This is a genomic window from Sphingomonas sp. S1-29 (genome assembly GCF_026167545.1).
Lineage (GTDB): Bacteria > Pseudomonadota > Alphaproteobacteria > Sphingomonadales > Sphingomonadaceae > Sphingomonas.
The window spans coordinates 1,262,883-1,280,932 of the sequence record NZ_CP110678.1 but is presented as its reverse complement, the minus strand read 5'-3'; the positions used below and the strand labels follow the sequence as shown (position 1 = coordinate 1,280,932).

Genomic DNA, 18,050 nt, shown 5'->3' with positions numbered 1-18,050 from the left:
ATGGCGCAATTCGATGACCCGGAAGCGCTGCGCTCAGGGAGCGTGATCGTCGGCATCGATCCAAACGACATGCGAATCGATTTCGAGCCGCAGGATCGCGCGCAACGCCTCGACCCGCGCGCGTACTTCCTCGCGGCGGGCGTCGTTGGCCTGGCGCTGGGCGTAGAGCAGGTCGGCCAGGTCGATCGCGCCCAGCCGGTTGCCCGAAAGCGTCCTGGCCGCCACCGATTCGGCGCTCGAGGCCGCCGCTTGCACCGCCATCCAGCTCTCGATGCGCGCGCGTGCCAGCGCAACGTCGGACGCGGCGGTGGCCTCGACCGAGCGGCGGACGACAGCCACTTCGTGCAGCGCGGCGCTCGAGTATGCGCCGGCCTCCTGGGCAGCATACCGCCGATATCCGCCGCCCAGCGGCATCGTCGCGACCAGGCCGAGCCCGCGTTCCATTCCGCTGCGCTCACTGAACGCGCGTACGCCCAAGCTCGGATCGGCGATCCGGTCGGCGCGCGCGCGTTGCGCCGCAAAGCCCAGCCGGTCGGCATCGGCCTGCGCCGCGGCGATCTCGTGGCTGCGCTCGATCACCAATTGGCCAAGCGCGTCAAAGCTGATTGGCGGTTCGTCGGGCGTACCGGGCAGCGGCGGCGTAGCTGGCAACCGAATCGTCGGATAGGTGGCGCGCAGCCGCGCCTCGGCCTCGGCCATCAGTGCGCGCGCATCGGCATGCTGGCCCCGCGCGCGCGACAATGCCGATTGCGCCTGCTCGACGTCGAGGATCGCGGCGTCGCGCAATTGTGATCGTCGGCGGACGGCGGCCAGCGCCTGTTCGAGGTTGGCGACGTTGCGGGCATCGGTGTCGGCTAGGGCACCCGCGCCGATCCAGTCGAACCACAGCCGCGAAAGCTCGAGCGCTGCCTGGTGCCGCGCATCGGCCATGCGATTCTGCGCAGCCAAGATGCCAGCGCTGCCCGTCTTGCGGTCGAGCGCCGCCTTGCCCGGCAGGCGGAGCGGCCGCATGACGGTGGCGTCGAATTCCTGGTAGCTGCCCTCGCGATCGACGCTGCGGCGGAGCACCGATCCGGTGATGCTGAACTCGTGCGGCCCCTTGGCCAGCGCACCCGCCTGCGCCTGCGCGGCGGTGACGCGTGCGCCTGCGGCAAGTACCGAGGGATGCTCGTCGAGCGCTGCGGTCACCACTGCTGGCGGCGGCAGGTCGGGGCGGATGTCGAGCTGCTGCGCGGCTGCCGGCATCGCCAGCGCCGATAGCGCAATACCCAGCCCCAGGCTTCTCGCGATCATGGCATCCTGCCTCGTTCGATGATGGGAATTGCCTGCCAGCGGAACGGCCCCTTGCGTTTGGTGCGCGCGGCAACGGCGATCGCGTCTCGCAAAAGCTCGGCTTCGACGATGAGCTCGATTGCCGCGCGATCGAGCGATCCGGTCACGCGTTCGGCGGTGGTGGCGTCGGAAAAATCGAGCCCGAGCACGGCTTCGCCGCGGATATGCACCGGCACGCGAAACGCGGCCCGAAGCGCGTCGCCGATCGTCGATGCATCGACTGCGGCGCTATGGAAGGTCAACAACAGCTCAGCCATCGGCCATCTCCGCACGGCTTTCGCCGAAGCGTTCGAACAGGATCGGCAACAGGATCAGCGTCAGCAGGGTCGAGGTGACGAGCCCGCCGATCACCACGATCGCCAGCGGGCGCTGGATTTCCGAACCCGGCCCGCTCGCGAACAGCAGCGGGACAAGGCCGAAGGCGGTGATGCTCGCGGTCATCAGCACCGGGCGCAGCCGCCGCGCGGCACCGGTGCGGACGGCTTCAGCCATAGGCACGCCTTCGCTGCGCAACTGGCGGAAATAGGCGATCAACACGAGGCCGTTGAGCACTGCAATCCCGAGCAGCGCGATGAAGCCGACCGAGGCTGGCACCGACAGATATTGCCCGGTCGCCCACAGCGCGACGATCCCGCCAACCATCGCGAAGGGAATGTTGACGAGGATCAGCAGCGATGCCCTCAGCGACCGCAACGTTGCCAGCAGGACGAGCAGGATCAGCAACACCGCGATCGGCACGACGAGCGACAGCCGCGCCGCCGCCCGCTGCTGATTCTCGAACTGGCCGCCCCATACCAGGCGATACCCGGCGGGCAGGGGAACCCGCGCGGCGACGCCGGCCTTGGCTTCCTCGACATAGCCAACCAGATCGCGACCCGAGACGAACGCCTGGACCATCGCATAGCGCGCACCATTTTCGTGATCGATCTTCACCGGCCCGGCGACCGGGCGGATCGTCGCGACATCGCTCAGCCGGACGGTCTGCCCACCCGGCGAGCGCAGCAGCAGGTCGGCGAACAGCGCGGGGCTGCTCCGCACCCCCTCGGCGCCGCGAATGACGATCGGCGTCCGCCGGTTGCTCTCCGCGACGATTCCCGCGCGCATACCTTCGAGCTGGCTGCGCAATCCGTCCTCGATTTCGTCCACCGTCAGCCCGGCACGGCCGGCGGCGAGCCGGTCGATGTCGAGCTGGAGATAATCGACGCGGTCGTTGGCGACGGTCATCACCTCGGTCGCACCGCGCGTGGTCTCGAGCACCGACTGGACCTGCCCGGCCAGCCGCCCGAGCGTCGCGCCATCGGGGCCGAAGATCTTGATCGCCAGGTCGCCGCGCGCGCCGGTGAGCATTTCCGAAACGCGCATCTCGATCGGCTGGGTAAAGCTCGCCTCGATGCCCGGCAGCAAGGCCATCGCGTCGCGCATCGCGGTCACCACGGCTTCCTTGTCGCCGCGCCAATCGGCACGCGGTTTCAGCGCGATGAAGGTGTCGGTCTCGTTCAGCCCCATCGGATCGAGCCCGAGCTCGTCCGACCCGACTCGCGCGATCACGCGCTGCACTTCGGGCACCTTGTCCAGCAACAGCCGCTGGGCGGCGAGATCGCCGCGCACCGAATGGTCGAGCCCGATACTCGGGCTTTTGACGAGCTGCATCACGACCGAACCTTCGTCCATCTGCGGCATGAAGGTCTTGCCCACCGCGCCATAGGCGATCACCGCGACGACCAGCCCGACCGCCGACAGCGCATACACCAGCGGCTTGCGCGCGAACGCGCCGCCGAGCAGCGCATGATAGCGCGGCGACAGCTGGCGCATGATCCATGGTTCGGCATGCGGATGCGCCTTCAACCCGAGCGAGGCGAGCACCGGCACCAGCGTAATCGTCAGCAGCAGCGCGGCGGCGAGCGCAAACATGATCGTCAGCGCGACCGGCGCGAATAACTTGCCCTCGAGCCCCTCGAGCGAAACGAGCGGCAGGAACACCAGCGCGATGATGAGCAAGCCCGCCGATACCGGCACGATGACGTCGCTGGTCGCGCGGAAGATCAGGTTCAGCCGTGGTGTTTCATCGGCATGGCCCTGTTGCGCGAGCCGCTCGACCACATTCTCGATCACCACCACCGCGCCGTCGACAAGCATCCCGATCGCGATCGCCAGCCCGCCCAGGCTCATCAGATTGGCGGTGAGCCCCCAGCCGCGCATCAGCATGAAAGTCATCAGCGCCGCCATCGGCAGCGTCACCGCGACGATCGCCGCCGCGCGCCAATCGCCCAGGAACAGGATCAGCAGGATCACGACCAGGATCGTCGCCTCGATCAGTGCCTTTTCGACGGTGCCCACCGCGCGGGTGATCAGGTCTGAGCGGTCGTAGAAGACGTTGATCGTCGTCCCCGCAGGCAGCGTCCGCGACAATTCGGCGATCTTGGCCTTGACCCCGGCAACCACCTGGCGCGCGTCGGACCCGCGCAGCGCGATGACCAACCCCTCGACCGTCTCGCCGCGCCCGTCGCTGCTGACCGCGCCGTAGCGCGTCAGGCTGCCGATCGCGACAGTGGCGACATCGCCCAGCCGCAACACCCGGCCGTCGTCGCTGCGCAGCACCAGCGCGCGCAGATCATCGACCGTCGCAATCGCGCCGACCGCGCGCACGATCAGCGCGTCTTCGCCACTGACGAGCCGGCCCGCGCCGTCGTTGCGGTTGCCGCGATCGATCGCCGCGGCGATGTCGGCGATCGTCAGCCCGGCGGTGGCGGTCGCGACCGGATCGGGCTGCACCTCGAACGTGCGGACAAAGCCGCCGAGCGCGTTGACATCGGCGACCCCCGGCACGGTGCGCAGCGCGGGCCGGATGGTCCAATCGAGCAAGGTCCGCCGCTCCTGCAGCGACAGCGGCCCGTCGATCGTGAACATGAACATCTCGGACAAGGGCGTCGAGATCGGTGCCAGTCCGCCGGTCACCCCCGCGGGCAGATCGCCCGTCACACCGGCAAGCCGCTCGCTCACCTGCTGGCGCGCCCAATAGATGTCGGTGCCGTCGACGAAATCGATCGTCACGTCGGCGACCGCATATTTCGCGGTCGCGCGCAGGATCGCTTGGGCGGGGATGCCCAGCATCTCCTGCTCGATCGGCGCCAGGATGCGCGTCTCGACCTCGTCGGGGGTCATCCCCGGTGCCTTCAGGATGATCTTCACCTGGGTCGGCGCGATGTCGGGATAGGCATCGATCGGCAGGGTGACGAAGGCCCAGACGCCCAGGCCCGCCAGCACCGCGGCGGCGGCAATGACGAACAGCCGGTACGAAAGCGCTTGGGCGAGCAGTGCACGGAGCATGGTTGCCGCCCGTCAGTTCGCGCCAGCGAGCGTCTTGAGCTCGCTGATTCCGCGCGTCGCGATCCGCTCGCCGCGCTTGAGGCCGCGCGTCACGATGACCTGGTCGCCGGCGCCAGGCGTGGTCGCGACGCGACGCGCCGAAACGCCGCCGGCAACGATGACGAAGACGACAGGCTGGCCGCCGAGTTCGGAAACCGCCGACGCGGGCACCTGCACCGCGCCAGCAGGCGCCGGCCCCTCGACGATCACGCTCGTGGCGCTCCCCGCCGAGATGCCGGGGGCGGGCGGGACGTTGGCGGTGAGGGTCGCCGATCGGGTCAGCGGATCGATCGCGCTCCCGACCGCCAGAATCGTCCCGATCGCATCGCGCCCGACGCGAACCTGCATGCCCGGCCGCACCGACCCGATCAGCCGCTCGGGAACTTGCGCGGTAACCTGCAACGGCCCGTCGCCGTCGATCACGAAGGGGGCCATGGCCGGATCGACTGTCTTGCCGGTTTCGGCGGTCATGCTGCTGATCCGCCCCGCGATCGGCGCGGTCAGCGCATAGCCCGCGCCGCCGCCGCCACCGCCGCCGAGCAGTGCGATCAGGCGGTGCTGCTCGCTGACATCGATATCGCTCTGGCGCGCCAGCGCCGATGCTTCGTCGGCGCGCGACGGCGCGATGATTCCTTCGCGCGACAATTGCCCGAGCCTTGCCGCCTGCGCCCGCGCCGCCGCCTGGCGCGACCGCGCGCGGGCCAGGTCAGCGCCGAGGCTCACGACATCGCGGCTGGCGACGGTCGCCAGCGTCTGGCCCTTGGCAACCGCCTGGCCGTTGACGACGAAGATCCGCGTGACGACCCCCGGAAGCTGCGCCGCCACCGCCACCCTCGCATTGGGCGGCGGGGCGATCTGCGCCGGCAGCGTCGCCACCGCGACGGTCTGCGCCGCCTCGACCGTCGCTATCGCGATTCCCAGGCTACGGATCTGGTCGGCGGTCAGCGCGACATTCCCCGGCACTTGTGTCGGGCTCGCGGCGGGGGCTGGGTCGGCTGCCGGCGTATCTGCAGGCAACACCAACCAGAGCGCGATCGCGGCAATCGCGGCGCCGCCGCCGCCCAAAATCAAGGTTCGCTGCTTCATCGAAGCACCGATATCGGCTCAGCCTGACGTCAGCCTGACACCGGCAGGTGGAGCCGGATCTCGCCTTCTTCGGGCGCGGTGCCGAGGCTGCCGCCATGCGCCTTCATGATGCGGTCGACGATCGCCAGGCCGAGCCCGGCGCCATCCTTGCTCGCATAGTCGGCACGGTGATGCCGCTCGACCAGATGCACCAGCGCCTGGGTATCGAGCCCGGGCCCTTCGTCGCGAACCGCAATCAGCCCCTGCGCGGTGACGCGAACGACGATCGTACCGCCCGGCGGCGTCACCCGCAGCGCATTCTCCAGCAGATTGCGAAGCGCCGCGCCGATAGCCTCGCGCCGACCCGGCGCCAACACCCGATCGCCGGCAACGAGTTCGAAATGGACGCCCTGATCGAGCGCGAGCGGCGCCATCCGCGCGATCACGTCGCCCGCGAGATCGACCAGATCGACGTCGCTGGGCGCGCTTAGCGATGCCGCGTCGGCCTCGACCTGCGCCAGCAGCATCAACTGGTCGATCAGGCGCCGCATCTGCGCGACGGCTTCGCGCAGATGCGGCGCCTGCGGCGCGTCGAGCCGGTCGAGCTCGAGCGACAGCAAGGTCAGCGGTGTGCGCAGTTCGTGCGCGATGTCGGCGGCAAAACCCTCGTGCATCGACGCGGCGTGATCGGCTCTCCCGAGCATGCGGTTGATCGCATCGGCGAAGGGGCGCGCTTCCATCGGCAGCGTGTCGGTCGCCACGCGGACGCCGCGGACCGCGTCGGCGCGCGCATCGATCTCGGCGGCGGCGGTGCGCAGCGGCTCGATCGCGCGGCGGATCGCCCAGCGCCCTGCCAGCGCCATCGGCACGATCAGCACCACCATCGGCAGCAGCACATGCTCGGCGAGTTCGTGCAGCACCAGCGGCAGCGCGTCGCCGCTCGAAACGTGACTGAACGACAAGCGATATTCGATGCCGATGACGATCAGCAGCAGCAGCGCGCCCAGCCCGCCGACTACGGCCATGCTGCGCGTCAATCGCCGCGTGATCGAAGGCGCGTCGATCATGCGTTTCGCTCGCGCAGCAGATATCCGACCCCGCGGACGGTGTGCAGGTCGAGGTCGGCACCGGCATCGTCCAGCCGCCGGCGAAGCCGCGACACGATCGCCTCGACCGCGTTCGGCGTCACCGCCTCGTCGAACGTGTACAGCCCATCCTCGATCACCCCGCGCCGAACCACCTCGCCCGCGCGCCGCAGCAGCAGTTCGAGCAGCGCGGCCTCGCGGCGCGGCAGTTCGTGCGCCTGCGTCGCGACCGTTACCGCATGGCTCGCGGGATCGAACGTGACGTTACCGAGCGAGATCCGCGTCTGCCGCCGCGAGCCCGGGCGCCGCAGCATCGCGCGCAATCTCGCTGCCAGTTCGTCCATCGCGAACGGCTTGGCGAGATAGTCGTCGGCGCCGGCGTCGAGTCCCGTGATCCGGTCCTCGAGCGCGTCGCGTGCGGTAAGGATCAGCGCCGGCGGCTCTCCGCCGGCGCGCTGCCGCAACCAGTCGATACCATCGCCGTCGGGGAGCCCGAGATCTAGGATGATCCCGTCGAACGCGAACGAAGCCAGCGCATCCGAAGCCGCGGCGAGCGTCGGGACTTGATCGCAGACATGCCCCTGCTCGCCCAGCCCGGCCGAAACCAGGCTGGCCAGCCGCTCATTGTCTTCGACGATCAGGAATCGGGCCATGGCATCCAGATACGGTAACGCGGTCTTGATCCATAATCTGGCTATCTGACACGAGTCTGACTGGGCGCGTATATTTGGTGACGGTGCGTCCCGCACTGGCGGCGTCATCGGCACGACGTAGATCGGATCGATCGCGGTGAACTCTGCCCCAGTTTTTGGGCCCCGGCCTGGCGGGCACCCTGCACAAAAGCCGTCCGGTATTACGCCGGTTCGGAAGAGTATCGACGCACTGCCGGGTTTAGCGGCGTTTTGTCCGAGCGACGGATGCTGGGCTAGATCGGCGTCTAAGGTCAATGAACCGCTGCCTCGTGGAAACGGCTTCTAGCCGCTGAACATCCGCATCATTCATGCGGCAGGTGTATCGTTCCGACGCCAGACCTCTTCAGCGAGCAAGGTCGCAAGGCCAACCCACGCTGCCAGCGGCAATCCCGCAACGGCGGCGCGAATAGCTACTTGTCGAGCGGCACCAACATGACCGACCGCGCTGCCGCCCAAGGCTGCAGAGCCGAGCGCCGCCCAACCCGGCGCCCTGAGCCGGAAAAATCCCTCGGACCAGCCTGCCACACCGATCTGGTTCGCGCCCCAAAAGACCAGCGCGGTTGTGCGCTCTGGCGAAGGCGGCGCTCGCAGCAATGAATAGCCGCTATAGGCCTGCGCGGCCTGGATCGTTGGCCATGTCAGGGCAAACACCGGCGCGGGTGGTGTGAAGCCAGGCTTTCGCAGGCGATCATACCAACGCTGTGCCCGTGGACTGCTGAGAGAAGGGCTGGGCGACGGCCCAGTAGCAGAGCGGCGGTCACGGTGCCGATGGCCAATCCGGCCGCCAAACGTGGCGCCATGCTGGTCTTGTGATTTGCTGCGGGCATGTCATCTCCTGGCTGATCAGAAAAGCGACCGTTCAACGCGACCCATCAGGTTTTCAGCGCGTTGCTTGTAGAATGACCGCCGTCGTCTCGTGCGGCATGTCCCACATCGGAAAATGACCGCTGTGCTCAAACCAGTGCAGCGTTGCAGAAGGGAATGCCGCCATCGCACGGGCCGCCTGGCGGGGCAGGCACAACCGGTCATGCGTGCCCCAACCGATGACGATGCGTTGCTTGGGGTCGGCCGCAGGGCCTTCCTGCCCGGGGCCATTGGCAAGGTCACGGACCAAATGGTCAAACGTCGGCGTGTCGGTGATGCTGGTCAGCTCGGTGCATACCAACGCGGGCGAGAGGGTCGAGGGCTTCGCCGATAGCTGGGCTAATAGCGCGGTGCGCGCCGGGGCGCTGCGACTGATCGCTGGTAGGCGCGATCGCAGGGCGCGCAACAATTGTGCGGATAGGCCTATGGTGGTGCGGAAGAAAGGCCGTTCCCAACCGCGCCAAAACCCACCCGGATCGAGCGCGACGACATTGCCAACCTTCCCTCGTCGCGCCAACTCCAGCACGATCCGAGCGCCCATCGAGCTGCCCACGGCATCGATGCCGATGAGGCCGTTATCAACCAGGTAGCGCTCGCAACTCCCGACCAGCCCCTCGAATGTCCCACTATCTTGTTCCGCCGGTGTCGCACCGTGACCCGGCAGATCGATGGCGATGACCGATCGTTCGGCCGCCAGATTGGCCAGAATTGGCTGCCAAGCACGCCAGCTGCTACCCAATCCATGAATAAGTAGCAGCGGCTTGCCCGTGCCACAGCTTGTCTGATGCATATGAAGTTCCGTCCTGTTCGCGCCACTCAACGATCGAGAGGACAGAACGGCCCCGGAAAGGGGGGAACCGTCCTTCCCGGCTAAGGCTGCAGTAGGGCCAACGCGCGTGCACATGACTAATAGCTCGGGCTGGCGGCACAGGCAGGCTTCGACCTCAACGTGACGCCGCGGATGTCGATCAATTTCGACGGTATTAGATCGACATCGACACCACCGCGCGGCTCAGCACGACTGTGACCGGCGACCCGTCGCTGCGCCTGCATCTCGACCCGCTGGTGGTCAGTGCGCACGTCGGCCTCCGGCTCTAAACCCGAGCGCTGCAGCGCGTGCGGCCGGATGTCTTGCAGCATTTCGGGAGCGGCAAGGGCGGGGGGTATTGCAGCGCCAACCCGCCGCCGTCCGCCCCACCGAGTGCGCTGTGCGGCCATACGCGGCCGCTACGTATATTTGCGAATGGGGGCCATCCCCCCGTCGCCGCTAGCAGCGGGAGCCTAGGGGGCGGAGCTTTGTCACATGTACGCAACGATATTTGAGAGCGCGATCGATCGGCTGCATGCAGGCGCGCTCACCAGCGTCCGGCACCTCAAGCAATCGGCTACCGAGCGCGAAGGCCAGCAAGCCGCTGCCGCGCAACGCAAGGCGATGCTGCGCGACGCCGGCCTGCCGGGGTTGCCCACCGCGACGCACATCGTGCCGCTGATGGTCGGCGATCCGGTGCGCGCCAAGCAGATCAGCGCCATCCTGCTCGCCGGATACGGGATCTACGCCCAACCGATCAATTATCCCACCGTCCCACGCGGTACCGAACGGCTGCGCTTCACGCCCGGCCTATCGCACGGTGCTGCGATGCTGCGGGCGCTCACCGATGCGCTGGTCGAGAGCTGGTACCGCCCCGCATTCCGAAAGGCCGCATGATGCACGGTTCGAGAACCCCGAATATGACCGCCGCGCGAGCGCCTTACATCGACGACGTACTGCTTCGCGCCGCCCTGTGGCTGTTCGCGGGCATGGCGGCGGTCGTGCTGGCGGCAGTTGCGGTCGATACCGCGTTCAGCGTCCACATGATGATCGTCGCGCTGGCGGGCTTTGCTGCGGCGGCCATGACGATCCGCCAGGTCGGCACCCCCGCGCTGAGCGTTGCCGCACAGGCGGCGCAAGCGACCGAATATTATGACGATGTCATCCGCTGGGGGGTGATCGCCACCGTATTCTGGGGGGTGGTGGGCTTCCTGGTCGGCATCGTCATCGCCTCGCAGCTCGCCTATCCGCTGCTCAACCTCAGCAGCGAATATACGACCTTCGGGCGGTTGCGGCCGCTGCATACCTCGGCGGTGATCTTCGCCTTTGGCGGCAACGCCTTGTTGTGCACCAGCTTCTATGTCGTCCAGCGCACCTGCCGCGCGCGACTGGTCTTCCCCGCGCTCTCGCGGTTCGTTTTCTGGGGATACCAGCTGTTCATCGTCCTAGCGGCGACGGGCTATCTGATGGGGGTGACCGAAGGCCGCGAATATGCCGAGCCCGAATGGTATGTCGATATCTGGCTGACGATCGTCTGGGTAAGCTATCTGGCGATCTTCATCGGCACGATCGTCCGCCGGTCAGAGCCGCATATCTATGTCGCCAACTGGTTCTACCTCGCCTTCATCATCACCGTGGCGATGCTGCATCTGGTCAACAACCTGTCGTTGCCGGTGTCGTGGGTGGGATCGAAATCCTATTCGCTGTTCGCCGGCGTCCAGGATGCGCTGACCCAGTGGTGGTACGGGCATAACGCGGTCGGTTTCTTCCTGACCGCCGGCTTCCTGGGCATGATGTATTATTTCGTGCCCAAACAGGCCGAACGCCCGGTCTATAGCTATCGCCTGTCGATCATCCATTTCTGGTCGCTGATCTTCCTCTATATCTGGGCCGGCCCGCACCACCTTCACTACACCGCGCTGCCCGATTGGGCGCAGACATTGGGCATGGTGTTCTCGGTCATGCTGTGGATGCCGAGCTGGGGCGGCATGATCAACGGCCTGATGACGCTCAACGGCGCATGGGACAAGATCCGCACCGATCCGATCATCCGCATGATGGTGTTCGCGCTCGCCTTCTACGGCATGAGCACCTTCGAAGGCCCGCTGATGTCGATCAAGAGCGTCAATTCGCTCTCGCACTACACCAACTGGACGATCGGCCATGTCCATTCGGGTGCGCTCGGCTGGAACGGCATGATCACCTTCGGCGCGATCTATTACATGGTCCCGCGCCTATGGGGTCGCACGCGGCTCTATTCGCTGCGGATGGTCAACTGGCACTTCTGGTGCGCGACGCTGGGCATCGTCCTCTATGCCTCGGCGATGTGGGTCGCTGGCATCACCCAGGGGTTGATGTGGCGCGAATATGGTGACGACGGCTACCTCGTCTATGCCTTCGCCGAAGTCGTTGCCGCGATGCATCCCTATTACCTGATCCGCACTGCCGGCGGCCTGCTCTACTTCGCCGGCGCGCTGTTCATGGTCTGGAACGTCTGGATGACGATCAAAGGCAAGCTGCGCGACGAGGCACCGATGTCGTCGCCGGTGTTCGATCCAGCGAAGGATCGTCCGGCCCCGGCTGCCGCCATCGCCCCTCATGCCACGCTCGACGGCACCGCCGTCGCAGCCGCCCGATAGGAAGTTCGCCATGGCAAGCATTGTCCAGCGTCACAAGAAGATCGAACGCAACGTCACGCTGCTGGCCGCGCTCGCGCTCGTTACCGTCGCGATCGGCGGCATCGTCGAAATCGCGCCCTTGTTCTGGATCCAGTCGACGGTGACCAAGGTCGAAGGGGTTCGACCCTATACCCCGCTCGAGCTGGTCGGACGGAACATCTATATCCGCGAGGGCTGCTATGGCTGCCATAGCCAGATGATCCGCCCGTTCCGCGACGAAACCGAACGCTATGGCCATTACAGCCTGGCTGCTGAGAGCATGTACGATCATCCGTTCCAATGGGGATCGCAGCGGACCGGCCCCGATCTGGCGCGCGTGGGCACCCGCTATTCGGACGAATGGCATGTCCAGCACATGAAGGACCCCCGGTCGGTGGTGCCCGAATCGATCATGCCGCCCTATGCCTTCCTGGCCAACCGCGCGGTCGATGCCAAGGACATGGCGAGCCATCTGAAGGTGCTGCGCGCCGAGGGGGTGCCCTATACCGACGAGGACATCCGCAACGCCGTCACCGACGTGTGGACACAGGCACGCGGCGACACCGATTCGACCGATCTGGTGCGGCGCTATCCCGGGGCGCAGGCGCGCGATTTCGACGGGAACCCGGTAGTCACCGAGATGGATGCGATGATCGCGTATCTCCAGGGGCTGGGCGTCCAGGTCGATTTCAAGGCGGCGGCGCCGCGCGAGCTCGCGAAATGAGCACCTACGACGCCTTCCGCCATTTCGCCGACAGCTGGGGTCTCGTGATGATGGCCATAGTGTTCGTCACCTTTACCGGCTGGACCTTCCTGCCCTCGGTCCGCGATGCGCACCGGACGGCGGCGACCAGCATCTTCGAACCAGAGGACGCGATCGATGGCTGAGCGCAGTCGCATCGACGACAAGACCGGCACCCCCACCGTCGGCCATGAATGGGACGGGATCGAGGAACTCGACACGCCGATGCCGCGCTGGTGGCTTTGGACGCTGTATGCCAGCATCGTCTTCGCGATCGGCTATGTCATCGCCTATCCGGCGATACCGATGCTGAACAGCGCGACCAAGGGCGTGCTCGGCTGGTCGAGCCAAGGCGAGCTCGATCGCGACATCGCCGGCGAACAGAAGCGGCGCGCGCCGATCATGACCGCGCTTGCGGCCACCCCGCTCGATCAGCTGGCGGCCAACCCCAAATTGCTCGCGGCGGCCGAAGAGGGCGGACGTTCGGTCTTCAAGGTGCATTGCGCGGCCTGCCACGGTGCGGGTGCCGCGGGCAGCAAGGGCTATCCCAATCTGAACGATGATGATTGGCTGTGGGGCGGCGACATGGCGGCGATCGAGCAGACGCTGATCCACGGAATCCGCCATCCCGGCGACGTCCAGACCCGCATCTCGCAAATGCCCGCCTTCGGTCGCGACGGCATTTTGCAACCGGCGGAAATCGAGGATGTGGTGTCGTTCGTGCGCGTCCGGTCGGGGCAGGACCAGCCGAGCGCAGCGGCGGCGCGCGGCGGCGCGCTCTACACCAATAATTGCGCGGCGTGTCATGGCGAGGACGGGCGCGGCAATCGCACGCTTGGCGCGCCGAACCTCACCGACAGCATCTGGCTGTTCGGCGGTGACCGCGGTTCGCTGACCACGACGCTCATCAACGGCCGCGGCGGCATCATGCCCGCCTGGGAAAAGCAGCTCGATCCGGTGACGATCAAGATGCTCGCCGCTTATGTCCATTCGCTGGGCGGCGGTGAGGCATCGCCGGCACCCACCCGCGTCGCAGCCGCGCCGCAGCGCGTTGCCGCGAAGCAGTGACCAAAACCTCGCCCCTTTCTCCGTCCGGCACTCGCGCCGGGTCGGATAAGACCAAGCAGGGCAAGAGCAAGCCGCCCGGGCTGTTCGAGGCGCGGCGCATGATCTTTCCCAAGGCGGTCGATGGGGCGTTTCGCCGCTTCAAATGGGTGGTGATGATCGTCACGCTGGCGATTTATTACATCACGCCGTGGCTGCGCTGGGATCGCGGCCCGTATGCGCCCGACCAGGCGGTGCTGATCGATCTGGCGAACCGGCGCTTTTACATGTTTGCGATCGAGATCTGGCCGCACGAATTCTATTATGTCGCCGGGCTGCTGGTGATGGCGGCAATCGGGCTGTTCTTCGTCACCTCGGCGGTGGGGCGTGCCTGGTGCGGCTATGCCTGTCCGCAGACGGTGTGGACCGATCTGTTCCAGCATGTCGAGCGGTGGATCGACGGCGATCGCAACGCTCAGATCCGCCTGCAGCGGGCACCCTGGTCGCTCGGCAAGATCGCGCGGCGCGTTGCCAAGCACAGCGTGTGGATCGCAATCGGCGTGCTGACCGGCGGCGCGTGGATCTTCTACTTCGCCGACGCCCCGACGCTTGCCCCTGCATTGTTCAGCGGCGAGGCGCCGATGGTGGCCTACAGCACCGTCGCGCTGCTGACCGCCACCACCTATGTGCTGGGCGGGCTGATGCGCGAGCAGGTCTGCCAGTTCATGTGCCCATGGCCGCGGATCCAGGCGGCGATGATGGACGAACAATCGCTCACCGTCACGTACAAGGAATGGCGCGGCGAACCGCGCTCGCACGGGTTGAAGCGCGCACAGGCCGATGCAGCGGACGGCCCCGATCCGCTGCGGATCGGCGACTGCATCGATTGCAACGCCTGTGTCGCCGTCTGCCCCACCGGCATCGACATTCGCGGCGGGCCGCAGATCGGCTGCATCACCTGCGGCCTGTGCATCGATGCCTGCGACGATGCGATGCTGCGCGTCGGGCGCGAGCCAAAGCTGATCGGTTATTCCACCCAGGCCGATGACGATGCCGCACGCGCCGGCAAGCCTTCGGTCGCGCCGCTGCGCCGGATGCTGCGTCCGCGCACGCTGATCTATCTCGGCAGCTGGAGCGCGATCGGTGCCGTGATGCTGTTCGCGCTCGAAACGCGATCGCATCTCGACATCAGCGTGACCCAGACGCGCAACCCGCAATGGGTGCAACTGTCCGACGGGTCGATCCGCAACACCTACACCGTGAAAATCCGCAACATGGAAACGCGCCCGCGCCGTGTGGAGATCGCGATCGACGGCGAGCCCGCCTTGCTATGGGACGAGCGCGGCAGCCGCGAGACGGCGGGGCGCGCGGTGCAGCTTGCGATCGACCCCGACCAGGTCACCAAGACGCAGTTGTTCGTTGCCGCGCCGGGCGACGGCCCGCAGCATAGCGACCTGCGCTTCACCGTCCGCGCGCTCGACGGCGACCATGCGAGCGCCAGCGACGACAGCCGCTTCGAACGGCCGGAGGAAACGCAATGACCAAGCCATTTACCGGTTGGCACATGACCGCGATCATGGTCGCGTTCTTCGCGGTCGTCGTCACCGTGAACTTCATTATGGCAACGCAGGCGAGCCGGACCTTTGGCGGCGTCGTGGTCGAAAACAGCTATGTCGCCAGCCAGCGGTTCAACGGCTGGCTGGGGGAAGCCCGCGCGCAGGCCCAATTGGGGTGGAGTGTCGAGGCATCGGGCGAGCCCGGCGGGGTGCTGGCGGTCGATCTGCGTGGGCCGGACGGGCCGGTGGATGGCGCGGCGGTGGTGGTGATGGCCGAACATCCGCTGGGCCGGGTTCCCGCCACCCGGCTTGCCTTGGCCCCGGGGCGCGACGGGCGCTATGCCGCGCGCCACGCGCTGCTGCCAGGGCGGTGGATCCTGCGCATCACGGTCAAGCGCGGCGAAACCGAAGCGCGGTTCAAGCAGGAACTCATGCTGTGAACGCGGTCACCGCGATCCGGGCTGCCGACCACCGCACCACGACATTGGTCGTCGATGGCCTGAGCTGCGCCGGTTGCATCGCCAAGATCGAGCGCGGGCTGCTGGGGCTTGAAGCAGTGTCGTCGGCGCGGATCAACTTCACCACCAAGCGGCTGGCGGTCGCGCATGCGCCCGCGATCGATGCCGATGCGCTGATCGAATCGATCAAGCGGATCGGCTATTCGGCACATCCGCTGGTCGAGCAAGCAGGCTCGACAGAGGTGCGCGAAAGCCGCGCCTTGGCCAAGGCGCTGGGGGTGGCGGCGTTCGCGGCGATGAACGTGATGCTGTTGTCGGTGTCGGTCTGGTCGGGTGCCGATGGTGCGGCGCGCGAGCTGTTCCACTGGCTGTCGGCGCTGATCGCGCTGCCCGGGATCGCCTATGCCGGTCGGCCCTTCTTCGTCAGTGCCTGGCGGGCGGTGCGGGTCGGGCGGACCAATATGGACGTGCCGATCACGATCGGCGTCGTCGTCACCTGCGCGATGAGCCTGTATGAAACCGCGGTGGGCGGCGCACACGCCTATTTCGACGGCGCGGTGATGCTGGTGGCGTTCCTGCTGGCGGGGCGGCTGCTCGACACGGTGATGCGCGAACGCGCGCAGGACGGCGTCACCGCGCTGCTGCGCCGCCTGCCCGACCAGGTGATGGTGATGGCGAAGGATGGCTCGGTCGAACGGATGCCGATCGCCGATGTCGGCATCGGCGCGCGCATCCTGATCGCCGCGGGCGAACGCATCGGCGTCGACGGCATCGTCGACCAAGGGGTTAGCGACGTCGATCGCAGTCTCGTGACCGGCGAAAGCGCCCCCGAGCCCGTCGAAACGGGCGGCCAGGTGCTGGCGGGCACGATGAACCTGACCTCGCCCCTGGTGGTGACCGCGACCGCGCTGGCCGACAGCACCGTGATCGCCGACATTGCGCGGCTGATGGAGGCGGCGGGGCAAAGCAAGTCGCGCTATGTCCGCATCGCCGATCGCGCCTCGCGGCTATACGCGCCCGCGGTTCACACGCTGGCGGCGCTGAGCCTGGCGGGATGGATGATCGCGGGTGCGGGCTGGCATGAATCGCTGTTGATCGCGGTGGCGGTGCTGATCATCACTTGCCCCTGCGCACTTGGCCTTGCGGTGCCGGTGGCGCAGGTGGTCGCCGCCGGGGCGCTGATGCGGCGCGGCGTGCTGGTGCGCGATGGCGCCGCGCTCGAAAAGCTGGCGACGATCGACACGGTGCTGCTCGACAAGACCGGCACGGTAACGCTGGGGCGGCTCGAGCCGGTGTCGGGCATCCCCCAAGACCCGCATGCGCGGCGGATATTGCTGGCGCTGGCGCAGACCAGCCGCCACCCGCTGGCAAAGGCGATTGCCCAGGCGCTGGAAGACGCCGGCGTCGCGCCCGCGCTGGCGACGCAGTTTCGTGAGGATGTCGGCAATGGGGTCGAGGGGGTGATCGACGGTGTGACTGCACGGCTGGGGCGCGCTGCCTGGGTTTCGCCGACGACCGATCCCAGCCAATCGACGACGACCACCTGGTTCCGCGTCGGCGACGGAGCGGTGCATCCGATCCTGTTCACCGATGCGATCCGGCCCGACGCGGCGGCGGCGGTCGATCGGCTGCGCGCGTTGCGCCTCGACGCGCAGTTCGTGTCGGGGGACGGGCAGGCGGTGGTCGATGCACTGGCGCAGCAGCTCGGGCTGCCGGCGCGCGCGCAAATGTCGCCGGCGGACAAGCATGATCGCGTCGTCGCGCTCGAAGATGCGGGGCATCACGTCCTGATGGTGGGAGACGGGTTGAACGACGGCCCGGCGCTGAAGCGCGCGAGCGTTGGCATGGCGCCGGCGGCAGCGAGTGATGTCGGGCGGCAGGCTGCCGACCTCGTCTTTTTCGGCGATCGCCTGATGCCGGTGCCGATCGCCATCGCGGCGGCGCGGCGGACCGCGCGGGTGGTGAAGCAGAATTTCGCGATGGCGATCGGCTACAACGTGCTGGCGGTGCCGCTGGCGATGGCCGGGCTGGTCACGCCGTTGGTCGCGGCGCTGGCGATGTCGGGGTCGTCGATCCTGGTGGTGGCCAACGCGCTTCGGCTGCGATCGGCGGCACGATGAACATCGTCGCCATCCTGATCCCGATCGCGCTGCTGCTGGGCTTGATGGGGCTGGCGGCGTTTTTCTGGGCATCGTCGTCGGGGCAGTTTGACGATCTCGACGGTGCGGCGCTCAGGATATTGATCGACGACGAGAAGCCGGAAGGGCTCTGTCAGACCAAATCCACCGGTCGGTAATCAGGGGGGCGGAGGCTAGCGGCAGGACTCATTGGTCTTAGCCAGAAGAAGACGGTGGCAGCGAGAGCGACGGCGGAGAAGAAGG

17 protein-coding genes and 1 pseudogene are annotated in these 18,050 nt (G+C 67.3%); 9 read left to right on the top strand and 9 right to left on the bottom strand.

From position 1 onward, the window contains the following. Nucleotides 1–33: 33 nt before the first annotated feature. The 9 genes from OKW76_RS05980 to OKW76_RS05945 form a co-directional block, all read right to left on the bottom strand. The gene (locus OKW76_RS05980) at nt 34–1,293 is read right to left on the bottom strand and encodes a TolC family protein (RefSeq protein ID WP_265551999.1); all 1,260 of its coding nucleotides are present in this window, start codon (nt 1,291–1,293) and stop codon (nt 34–36) included. Next, complete coding sequence (locus tag OKW76_RS05975; protein WP_265551998.1) at nt 1,290–1,589, bottom strand: DUF3240 domain-containing protein; 300 nt, start codon at nt 1,587–1,589, stop codon at nt 1,290–1,292. The genes OKW76_RS05980 and OKW76_RS05975 overlap by 4 nt, the downstream gene beginning before the upstream one ends. Beyond that, complete coding sequence (locus tag OKW76_RS05970; RefSeq protein ID WP_265551996.1) at nt 1,582–4,659, bottom strand: efflux RND transporter permease subunit; 3,078 nt, start codon at nt 4,657–4,659, stop codon at nt 1,582–1,584. Before OKW76_RS05970 ends, OKW76_RS05975 begins: the two co-directional genes overlap by 8 nt. A gap of 12 nt (nt 4,660–4,671) precedes the next feature. Next, complete coding sequence (locus OKW76_RS05965) at nt 4,672–5,784, bottom strand: efflux RND transporter periplasmic adaptor subunit (protein WP_265551994.1); 1,113 nt, start codon at nt 5,782–5,784, stop codon at nt 4,672–4,674. A gap of 29 nt (nt 5,785–5,813) precedes the next feature. Next, nucleotides 5,814–6,830: a sensor histidine kinase gene (locus tag OKW76_RS05960; protein ID WP_265551992.1), complete on the bottom strand. Its 1,017-nt coding sequence runs from the start codon at nt 6,828–6,830 to the stop codon at nt 5,814–5,816. After that, nucleotides 6,827–7,501: a response regulator transcription factor gene (locus OKW76_RS05955; RefSeq protein ID WP_265551990.1), complete on the bottom strand. Its 675-nt coding sequence runs from the start codon at nt 7,499–7,501 to the stop codon at nt 6,827–6,829. The genes OKW76_RS05960 and OKW76_RS05955 overlap by 4 nt, the downstream gene beginning before the upstream one ends. 345 nt (nt 7,502–7,846) lie before the next feature. Further along, entirely contained in the window at nt 7,847–8,317 is a 471-nt protein-coding gene (locus tag OKW76_RS16205; RefSeq protein ID WP_416221858.1) for a TspO/MBR family protein, read from the bottom strand. Nucleotides 8,318–8,420: 103 nt separating this feature from the next. Beyond that, nucleotides 8,421–9,194: an alpha/beta fold hydrolase gene (locus OKW76_RS05950; RefSeq protein ID WP_265551988.1), complete on the bottom strand. Its 774-nt coding sequence runs from the start codon at nt 9,192–9,194 to the stop codon at nt 8,421–8,423. A gap of 116 nt (nt 9,195–9,310) precedes the next feature. Then, nucleotides 9,311–9,544 carry a hypothetical protein gene (locus OKW76_RS05945; RefSeq protein ID WP_265551986.1) on the bottom strand — a complete coding sequence of 78 codons (234 nt, stop codon included), beginning with the start codon at nt 9,542–9,544 and terminating at the stop codon, nt 9,311–9,313. Nucleotides 9,545–9,743: 199 nt separating this feature from the next. On the opposite strand from OKW76_RS05945, the pseudogene OKW76_RS05940 reads away from it, so the two are divergent. The 9 genes and pseudogenes from OKW76_RS05940 to ccoS all read left to right on the top strand — a co-directional run. Then, a pseudogene (locus OKW76_RS05940) lies at nt 9,744–10,109 on the top strand (aminotransferase class I/II-fold pyridoxal phosphate-dependent enzyme); the annotation flags it as partial. 23 nt (nt 10,110–10,132) lie between these two features. After that, entirely contained in the window at nt 10,133–11,851 is a 1,719-nt protein-coding gene (gene ccoN / locus OKW76_RS05935) for a cytochrome-c oxidase, cbb3-type subunit I (RefSeq protein WP_416221848.1), read from the top strand. Between the two features lie 10 nt (nt 11,852–11,861). Then, entirely contained in the window at nt 11,862–12,593 is a 732-nt protein-coding gene (gene ccoO, locus OKW76_RS05930; RefSeq protein WP_265551984.1) for a cytochrome-c oxidase, cbb3-type subunit II, read from the top strand. Further along, the gene (locus OKW76_RS05925; RefSeq protein WP_265551982.1) at nt 12,590–12,757 is read left to right on the top strand and encodes a cbb3-type cytochrome c oxidase subunit 3; all 168 of its coding nucleotides are present in this window, start codon (nt 12,590–12,592) and stop codon (nt 12,755–12,757) included. The genes ccoO and OKW76_RS05925 overlap by 4 nt, the downstream gene beginning before the upstream one ends. Beyond that, nucleotides 12,750–13,679 (top strand): cytochrome-c oxidase, cbb3-type subunit III, encoded by a 930-nt coding sequence (gene ccoP / locus OKW76_RS05920; protein WP_265551980.1) that lies wholly within the window; start codon nt 12,750–12,752, stop codon nt 13,677–13,679. The genes OKW76_RS05925 and ccoP overlap by 8 nt, the downstream gene beginning before the upstream one ends. A gap of 98 nt (nt 13,680–13,777) precedes the next feature. Beyond that, nucleotides 13,778–15,196, top strand: a complete 1,419-nt coding sequence (ccoG, locus tag OKW76_RS05915; protein WP_256507880.1) for a cytochrome c oxidase accessory protein CcoG — start codon at nt 13,778–13,780, stop codon at nt 15,194–15,196. Continuing rightward, nucleotides 15,193–15,651: a FixH family protein gene (locus tag OKW76_RS05910; protein WP_265551976.1), complete on the top strand. Its 459-nt coding sequence runs from the start codon at nt 15,193–15,195 to the stop codon at nt 15,649–15,651. The genes ccoG and OKW76_RS05910 overlap by 4 nt, the downstream gene beginning before the upstream one ends. After that, on the top strand, nt 15,648–17,789 hold the full coding sequence (locus OKW76_RS05905; protein WP_265551975.1) for a heavy metal translocating P-type ATPase: 2,142 nt from the start codon (nt 15,648–15,650) through the stop codon (nt 17,787–17,789). The genes OKW76_RS05910 and OKW76_RS05905 overlap by 4 nt, the downstream gene beginning before the upstream one ends. Continuing rightward, nucleotides 17,786–17,965: a cbb3-type cytochrome oxidase assembly protein CcoS gene (gene ccoS / locus OKW76_RS05900; protein ID WP_265551974.1), complete on the top strand. Its 180-nt coding sequence runs from the start codon at nt 17,786–17,788 to the stop codon at nt 17,963–17,965. Before OKW76_RS05905 ends, ccoS begins: the two co-directional genes overlap by 4 nt. Nucleotides 17,966–18,050: the final 85 nt, after the last annotated feature.

Excerpts from the sequence above, each read along its gene's own strand:
- OKW76_RS05980 (WP_265551999.1), bottom strand. The coding sequence starts at position 1,293 with ATGATCGCGAGAAGCCTGGGGCTGGGTATTGCGCTATCGGCGCTGGCG.
- OKW76_RS05975 (WP_265551998.1), bottom strand. The coding sequence starts at position 1,589 with ATGGCTGAGCTGTTGTTGACCTTCCATAGCGCCGCAGTCGATGCATCG.
- OKW76_RS05970 (WP_265551996.1), bottom strand. The coding sequence starts at position 4,659 with ATGCTCCGTGCACTGCTCGCCCAAGCGCTTTCGTACCGGCTGTTCGTC.
- OKW76_RS05965 (WP_265551994.1), bottom strand. The coding sequence starts at position 5,784 with ATGAAGCAGCGAACCTTGATTTTGGGCGGCGGCGGCGCCGCGATTGCC.
- OKW76_RS05960 (WP_265551992.1), bottom strand. The coding sequence starts at position 6,830 with ATGATCGACGCGCCTTCGATCACGCGGCGATTGACGCGCAGCATGGCC.
- OKW76_RS05955 (WP_265551990.1), bottom strand. The coding sequence starts at position 7,501 with ATGGCCCGATTCCTGATCGTCGAAGACAATGAGCGGCTGGCCAGCCTG.
- OKW76_RS05950 (WP_265551988.1), bottom strand. The coding sequence starts at position 9,194 with ATGCATCAGACAAGCTGTGGCACGGGCAAGCCGCTGCTACTTATTCAT.
- OKW76_RS05945 (WP_265551986.1), bottom strand. The coding sequence starts at position 9,544 with ATGCTGCAAGACATCCGGCCGCACGCGCTGCAGCGCTCGGGTTTAGAG.
- ccoN (WP_416221848.1), top strand. The coding sequence starts at position 10,133 with ATGACCGCCGCGCGAGCGCCTTACATCGACGACGTACTGCTTCGCGCC.
- ccoO (WP_265551984.1), top strand. The coding sequence starts at position 11,862 with ATGGCAAGCATTGTCCAGCGTCACAAGAAGATCGAACGCAACGTCACG.
- OKW76_RS05925 (WP_265551982.1), top strand. The coding sequence starts at position 12,590 with ATGAGCACCTACGACGCCTTCCGCCATTTCGCCGACAGCTGGGGTCTC.
- ccoP (WP_265551980.1), top strand. The coding sequence starts at position 12,750 with ATGGCTGAGCGCAGTCGCATCGACGACAAGACCGGCACCCCCACCGTC.
- ccoG (WP_256507880.1), top strand. The coding sequence starts at position 13,778 with ATGATCTTTCCCAAGGCGGTCGATGGGGCGTTTCGCCGCTTCAAATGG.
- OKW76_RS05910 (WP_265551976.1), top strand. The coding sequence starts at position 15,193 with ATGACCAAGCCATTTACCGGTTGGCACATGACCGCGATCATGGTCGCG.
- ccoS (WP_265551974.1), top strand. The coding sequence starts at position 17,786 with ATGAACATCGTCGCCATCCTGATCCCGATCGCGCTGCTGCTGGGCTTG.